Source organism: Nocardiopsis sp. TNDT3 (genome assembly GCF_003427465.1).
Taxonomy (GTDB): Bacteria; Actinomycetota; Actinomycetes; order Streptosporangiales; family Streptosporangiaceae; genus Nocardiopsis; species Nocardiopsis dassonvillei.
Genome location: NZ_QPFC01000476.1, coordinates 1 through 7,127, shown reverse-complemented (window position 1 = coordinate 7,127; position 7,127 = coordinate 1). Strand labels below are relative to the sequence as shown.

The following is a 7,127-nucleotide window of genomic DNA, read 5'->3' as shown; positions in this document are numbered from 1 at the left end:
GGGCGGCCGTCCGGGATCCGGGCGGCCGCCCCCGCCGTGCCGGGCCACCGTGGCCCCTTCTCGGGCGTGGTTTCTCCTCCAGGCGGCCGCGATGCTGGCGCCGATGGGGGACGGGCCCGGTGCTGCTGCTCCTGGGTGCGCGGCGCGCGGAACGGACCGCGCGGGCCCGGACGGCCCGCGACACCGGTGCCCGCTGAAAAGCGTGCAGCGGGGCGCCGCGCGCGCGGGCGGCTGTGCGGTCGCTCACGCAGGGGCGCGAAGCCCCAGATGGGCGTGTCCCGTGCGCGGCGGGCGGCGAGAACTTCCGCCGGAACCGGGAGAGGACGCCCCCGCGCGGGCACGATGACGGCATGAGGCCTTCGCTGGACACCGTCCCCGGCACCGGGGCGTTCCTGTACGACCGCGACTGCGGGTTCTGCAAGCGCTCGGTGGTCTTCGCCCGCGACCGGCTGCGCGCCCGCAGCCGCTTCGTGGCCTGGCAGGACTTCGACCTGGACTCCGCGGGGCTGACACCGGAGCAGACCGACGCCAGCGCCTGGTTCGTGTACGCGGACGGACGCCGCTTCTCGGGCGGCGACGCCGTCGCCGAACTCCTGCTGCACGGGCGCCCGCTCACCCGGCCGCTGGGCCGCCTGGCGCGCCTTCCGCTGCTGCGCGCGCTCAACCGGGCCGCCTACCGCTGGGTGGCCGCCAACCGCCACCGCATCCCGATCCCCGGAGGAGCCCCCTCCTGCGGCCTCGGCCCCCCGCCACAGGACGGATGACCCGGCGCCCCCGCGACCGGTGGCCGGTCGGCGGACGCCTCCGTGCCGACCGGCCGACCGCGGACTTCAGGCCGCGCGCAGGGTCCGGCACACCTCCAGCAGCCGCCCTCGCAGCACCGCGCCGCGCTCGGCGAACCCCCGCTGCGCCTCCATGTACTCCGCCTTTCCCCCGGCGGTCTCGATCCGCACCGGCGCGTACCCCCACGCCGCCAGGTCGTAGGGGGAGGCGCGCATGTCCAGCGTCCGGATCTCCCGCGAGAGTTCGAAGCAGTCCACCACCAGCTCCGAGGGCACCGCCGGGGTCAGCTTGTACGCCCACTTGTACAGGTCCATGTTGGCGTGCAGGCACCCCGGCTGGTCCAGTTCGTCCTGCCGCTCCCGGCTGGGCCGGAGCGTGTTGAGCGGGCGCGCGGCGTCGGTGAAGAACCGGAACGCGTCGAAGTGCGAGCACTGGATCCGGTGCGTCTCCACGACCCGGTCGGTGCCCTCCCGGCCCAGCCGCAGCGGCACCTGTCCGTGGCGCACCTCTCCGGCCCGGTACACCATCGCCCACTCGTGCAGTCCGAAGCAGCCCAGGTGGGCGGGGCGCCCGGCGACCGACGACAGCAGCCGCTCCACGAAGTCCAGCACCGGCCGCGCCGCCAGGAACGCCGCGGTGTCCAGGCCCACCGCGCCCCCGGGCAGCTCGGCGTAGAACCGCTCGTCCAGGCGGGCGCGGGCGCCCTCGCCCAGCAGCACCGTCCCCGCGCCCGGGTGCCAGCGCCGCAGCTGCGCGGGCTTGAGGTTGTAGTAGGTGAACAGGAAGTCCTCCACCGGGTGGCGCACACCCTCCCGGCGCCGCCGCAGGTGGTCCCCGACCAGCGCGTCCACGCGGTCGCGGTGCCGCTCGGCGCGCTCGCGCCACCGCTCCTCGGGCAGGGCCGCCAGGGCCCGCGTACTCGCTTCCGTCACGGCCCCCAGGGTACGCGCGCCGCGGGATCCCCCGCCCCCGCGTCACGTCGCACGCGTTCTTGTACGCTCCGGTGATGGGCGTGCGCAACTATCTGGTCGAGGGCGTCTCCGGCACCGGCAAGACCTCGGTCTGCGCGGAACTGCGCCGGCGCGGGCACCACGCCGTCGACGGCGACCGGGAACTGGCCTACCAGGGCGACCCGCGAACCGGCGAGCCGACGGAGGGCATGAGGCACGAGCACCATCTCTGGCACGTCGACAGGGTCAGGTCCCTGGTGGCCGACCGGGGCAGCGCGGTGACGTTCTTCTGCGGCGGTTCCAGGAACTTCCCGGAGTTCGTCGACCTGTTCGACGGCGTTTTCGTCCTGGAGATCGACCCGGGGACGCTGCGCCGTCGGCTCGACGGGAGACCGGAGGGGGAGTGGGGCGCCAGGCAGGCCGAACGGGACCTGATCGTGCGCCTGCACCTGACGAAGGAGGACGTTCCGCGGGACGGTACGGTCGTCGACGCCACCAGGCCGCTCGCGCGCGTCGTCGACGAGATCCTGCGCCTCACCGGGGGATAGACCCCTCGCGGCGCGTGTCCGGCTCCGGTCCGCCCGCCCGGTCGGGCTCAGTTCGACTGCTGCACGGGCAGGTGGCGGCCCAGGTAGCCGATGTACACGCGGTTCGTGGTGCCCGGCCCCAGGTGGGGGTAGAAGTACAGCCGCGGACAGATCCCGTACTCGATGTCGAGCTTGATGTGCGCGTACATGGGCAGCCGCCCGCTCGGCTCCACCTCCTCGGGCACCCGGAACAGGCGCTTGTCGTTGAGCTTGCCCCGGTTGCGCACGTGGTCCGACTCCTGCGAGGCCAACCGCTTGATGGGGATCACCTGGTACCCGTCGGGGGTCTCGCGCAGGTAGGAGTGGAAGCCCAGCCCGGTGCCGGGGTTGTCGAACTGGTAGCGCGCGTAGTCGTTCAGGGCCAGCAGCGCCTCCCACGCGCGGGTGACCCACAGGGACTCCTTGCGGCTGTCGGACAGCTCGTAGACCGTGGCGTCCTCGATGGTGAAGTACAGGTGCGGCAGGACCGAGTCGTCGGTGATCCGCTCCAGCAGTTCGCGCACGCTGACCGGGGGCCGCCGCTGCGGATCGCTCGGCGCGGGTGCCGCGGCCAGCCGGAACAGCCCGGCCTCGCGCGCCTGTTCGCGCAGCCAGCGGGCCTCGTAGCGGGCGGCGCGCGCCTGTTCGCGCGCGGTGTCGAGCTCCTCGCTCAGGTCGGCGGTCTCGGCCAGGAGTCCGTGGCGCTCCTCGGCCAGCTCACTGACCCGCGCGCCGAGCCGGGTGACCTCCTCCCGCAGCCGCTGGGTCTGCTGTTCCAGGGCCTCGCGCTCCAGCGCCGAGGCGGTTCCGGTCGGGACCGCCCCGCCCTGCCCCTGCGCCGCCTGGTGCACGACGGCCGCGCCCCGGGCCGCGGGCACGCTCACCCGAGGCCGTGCCGTGCCGGGGTCGGACCGCCGCAGGTCGTCGGTCTCCTCCTCCAGCAGCGCGTCCACGGCCTGGAGCGGGTCGGGCAGGCCCACCTCCAGCGCGTTGTCGCGCACCCGCCGTGAGAGGGCGGCGCCCACCCAGTTGCGGATGCGCTCGCCGTCGCGCGCGGTGTCCAGCGTGGCCGGGCTCATCCGGGGGTGGCGGGCGGAGTCCGCCTCGTCGTGCGGGTCCACCCCCGGTAAGAAGGTGCGCACCCCGCCGGGCGGGACGTCCAGGCCCGGCGGCAGGAGCGCTCCGACGCGCTCCAGGGCGGCGTCGTCGAGCACGTACCCCGAGCACATGCCGGTGCAGCGCGACAGCGCCCCGGCCATGGCCCCGCGCCAGTCGGCGACGGTCACGTCGCGGGGCGAACCGGTGGCCACCACCGCCATGCGCCGCAGGGGGTCGCGGATCGTCGCCACGAGCGTGTCCACGAGGTCGTCGTCGCGCCCGCGCACGATCCGGGGCGTGGGCGGCAGCGGGTGGCCGCCGTCGTGGCCGTGCACCGCCTCCAGGAGCATGCGTGCGGCCTCGGGCGGCATGACGTCCAGCCGGGGATGCTCGGAGCCCTCACCCGCCGGAGAGGAGGGGGTGACGGTCATGTCGATCCACACGTACCGCCATGGGGACAGCGCCGGGTCCACGACGGCGGTGGCGACCGTCCGCCACACGCCGTCCGTCTTGTCGGACTCGGTGGTCAGCCGCAGGAAGGACAGGCCCTCGTCGGGGTTGTCGTGCCGTACGACCAGGGCGCGGGAGCGGTTGCTCAGCTCATGGCGCCCCGAGGCGGAGAAGTCCACGCGCGCGCCCGAGTTGCCGCGCTTGCTCAGCCACCGCGACAGGACCGTCGAGGTGACGGCGACCAGGTCGCCGTCGTGCTCCGGGACCGCGACGAGCGTGCGGTAGACAAGCGGCAATGGGCACTCCCGGGATCCCGTCGGCGGTGGCGGACCCGAGGGTCCGGCCGAACGCGCTGGCAGAGCCCTCCTCACCACTGTGGACGAAGGAGGTCGCCGGCGCCAGTCGGCCGACCAAAGATCCCCGGTCAGGCTGTCTGATCCTCAGACGATATCGCCCGTCACCCCGGTGTACACCCCCCGCTGTCGCCCCTGTTCGGAGCGCGGACCCGTGTGCGCGTCGTTCTTGCGCCACGGTGGCCAACTCCCGCGTTCGGGTTGGCAACAGTGGACAAGGCACACCGGGAGAAGGGGGCACTAGCGTCACGGGCATGTCTACGCGTCCGTTCTGGCTGGCCGGCACCGCCGCGACCGGCGACACCGAGATCACCGTCGTCAACCCCTACACCGGCGAGGACGCGGGTACCGTCTCCGTGCCCACCGCCGAGCAGATCGAGGAGGCGGTGGCCGCCGCGCACGCGGTCGCCGCCGAGGCCGCCGCCCTGCCCGCCCACGTGCGGGCCGACGCCCTCGACCACGTCTCCCGGCGCATCGGCGAGCGCGCCGAGGAGATCGCCCGCACCATCACCGCCGAGAGCGGCAAGCCGATCAAGTGGGCCCGCGCCGAGGCCGGACGCGCCGTGTCCGTGTTCCGCTGGGCGGCCGAGGAGGCCCGCCGCGACAGCGGTGAGCTCCAGCGCCTGGACACCGACCCGGGCGGCACCGGCCGCATGGCCCTGGTGCGCCGCGTCCCCAAGGGCCCGGTCCTGGGCATCTCGCCGTTCAACTTCCCCCTCAACCTCGTCGCCCACAAGGTCGCCCCGGCCATCGCCGTCGGCGCGCCGATCATCCTCAAGCCCGCCCCCGCCACCCCGATGACCGCCCTGCTCCTGGGCGAGATCATCGCCGAGACGGACCTGCCCGGCGGCATGGTGTCGGTGCTGCCGATGCCCAACGAGCTCGCCGCCCCCCTCATCACCGACGAACGCCTGCCCGTCATCTCCTTCACCGGCGGCCCCTTCGGCTGGCAGCTGCCCCGCCTGGCCCCGCACAAGCACGTCACCCTGGAACTGGGCGGCAACGCCGCCGCCGTGGTGCTCGCCGACGCCGACCTGGACTGGGCGGCCCAGCGGGTGGCCCTGTTCGGCAACAACCAGGCCGGACAGGTGTGCATCGGCGTGCAGCGCGTCATCGTCGAGGACGCCGTGTACGACGAGTTCGTCCCACGCCTGGTGGAGCGGGTGGAGGCCCTCGGCGTGGGCGACCCCGCCGACCCGGCCACCGACGTGGGCCCGCTGGTGGACGAGGCCGCGGCCGAGCGCGTGGCCTCCTGGATCGACGAGGCCGTCACCGCCGGGGCCAAGCTCCTCACCGGCGGCACGCGCGACGGCGTGACCGTGGCGCCGACCGTGCTCGCCGAGGCCCCGGACGACTCCCGGGTGGTGCGCCAGGAGGTCTTCGGCCCGGTGCTGGTCCTCCAGCGCGCGGCCGACACCGACGCCGCCTTCGCCGCGGTCAACGACAGCGACTTCGGGCTCCAGGCGGGCGTGTTCACCCGCGACCTGCCCACCGCGTTCCGCGCCCACCGCGAGCTGGAGGTCGGCGGCGTGGTCATCGGCGACGTGCCCACGTTCCGGGCCGACCAGATGCCCTACGGCGGCGTCAAGGGGTCGGGTGTGGGCAAGGAGGGCGTGCGCGCCGCCATGACCGACCTGTCCTACGAGCGGGTCCTGGTTCTGACCGGAATCGACCTGTAGGACCGGCGGGGGCCGCCCCCGGACGCGGAACGAGCGGTGTCCCCCGTGCCACGGGGGCCGGAGGACACCGCTCGTCCGGCGGGTACTACAGCTGGGCGGCCTGCTCGTACAGCTCGCGTGCCTCCTGGCCGAGCCGGGGGCCGTACTGGACGCTGCGGTCGTCGGCGTACTTGAAGCTGACCACCGAGGTGATCGTGCCCCGGCCGGTACCGGTGTCGAAACCGGCGAACCAGGGGCCTCCACTGGAGCCCTGCGTCATGGAGCAGCGCACCCCGTTGGCCGTGGTGCCGCCGGTGTCGGGTTCGGTGCGGCCCGAGCAGTAGTGCAGGTGCCTGCCCTCGTACGGGGCCGCCGACGGGTACCCGAACGTGTACACCTGCACCCCCTCGCGCACCTTGTCCTCGGTCCAGGTGCCGAACTCGATCCGCTGGGAGCCCACCCGCTCCTGGACGGTGGTGCCCCCGTCGGGGTTGAGCACCACCATGGCGAAGTCGTAGCTGTCGTCGGCCTGGCGCGACCACTCCGGCGCCACCAGCAGGTCGCTGGCGGTGAACCGCCCGTAGGGGCTCTCCCCGTCCGCGTGGCCGGGCACGAAGGTCCAGTTGCGGGCCCACGAGCCCCGGCCGTCCTTGGCGCAGTGCCCGGCGGTGACCACGGTGCTCCGGTTCGCCGCGTCCACCACCGACGCCGAGCACGTGAAGTCGCGCCCGTCCATGGTCAGGTAGACCTTGCCGGTGGTCCTGGTGACCAGCCCGCCCGAGGTCCAGCGCTCGCCCCGGCTGTCGGGGCGCGGCGCGGCCTGGTGCTCCACTCCCCCGTCCGGGGCCGACCCGTCCTCGGCGGGCGGGAGGACGTCCTCCAGCATGCCGGTGATGGGCTTGGCGGCGGCCATGCGCTCCTCGGTCCAGTAGTCCAGCACGGCCTGGTGCTGGTCGCCGGTCACGGCGGCGCTCTGGTGGGAGAGCCCCGCCACGTGCGACAGGGCCTCGCGGTCCTCCTGCGCGGGAACCGCGGGGGAGTGGATGGCCTGGGTGACGGCGGACGCGGGCGCCGGGAGCTGCTCGGCGAGGAAGAGACCCCCGGCGGCGACCGCCGCGGCGGCGAGGGGGGCGAGGATCCTGTGTGCGGTGGACGAGGTCATGACGAGCATCCTCGCACACTTTCGGTAGTCAAGTGGCTACTTTGTGTTTGTGTCGTTTGCGGTAGGGGAAGAAGGGGCCGTCTCCGGCACGGGGGTGTGCCGGAGAC

6 protein-coding genes are annotated in these 7,127 nt (G+C 74.1%); 3 read left to right on the top strand and 3 right to left on the bottom strand.

Annotation, left to right across the window (positions count from 1 at the left end):
* Positions 1–350: 350 nt before the first annotated feature.
* Entirely contained in the window at positions 351–764 is a 414-nt protein-coding gene (locus DQW06_RS12375) for a thiol-disulfide oxidoreductase DCC family protein (protein WP_117198479.1), read from the top strand.
* A gap of 66 nt (positions 765–830) precedes the next feature.
* Here DQW06_RS12375 and DQW06_RS12370 read toward each other — a convergent pair whose 3' ends face one another.
* A complete protein-coding gene (locus DQW06_RS12370) occupies positions 831–1,715 on the bottom strand; it encodes a 3-methyladenine DNA glycosylase (RefSeq protein ID WP_117198478.1) in 885 nt (294 codons plus the stop codon).
* Positions 1,716–1,789: 74 nt separating this feature from the next.
* Here DQW06_RS12370 and DQW06_RS12365 point away from each other — a divergent pair, with 74 nt between their 5' ends.
* A complete protein-coding gene (locus DQW06_RS12365; protein WP_117198477.1) occupies positions 1,790–2,281 on the top strand; it encodes an AAA family ATPase in 492 nt (163 codons plus the stop codon).
* Positions 2,282–2,328: 47 nt separating this feature from the next.
* Here the strand turns inward: DQW06_RS12365 and DQW06_RS12360 are convergent, their stop codons facing one another.
* The gene (locus DQW06_RS12360; RefSeq protein ID WP_117198476.1) at positions 2,329–4,143 is read right to left on the bottom strand and encodes a hypothetical protein; all 1,815 of its coding nucleotides are present in this window, start codon (positions 4,141–4,143) and stop codon (positions 2,329–2,331) included.
* A 311-nt stretch (positions 4,144–4,454) separates the two neighbouring features.
* On the opposite strand from DQW06_RS12360, the gene DQW06_RS12355 reads away from it, so the two are divergent.
* The gene (locus DQW06_RS12355) at positions 4,455–5,879 is read left to right on the top strand and encodes an aldehyde dehydrogenase family protein (RefSeq protein WP_013154635.1); all 1,425 of its coding nucleotides are present in this window, start codon (positions 4,455–4,457) and stop codon (positions 5,877–5,879) included.
* 85 nt (positions 5,880–5,964) lie between these two features.
* Here DQW06_RS12355 and DQW06_RS12350 read toward each other — a convergent pair whose 3' ends face one another.
* Positions 5,965–7,020: a serine protease gene (locus DQW06_RS12350; RefSeq protein ID WP_013154634.1), complete on the bottom strand. Its 1,056-nt coding sequence runs from the start codon at positions 7,018–7,020 to the stop codon at positions 5,965–5,967.
* Positions 7,021–7,127 lie beyond the last annotated feature (107 nt).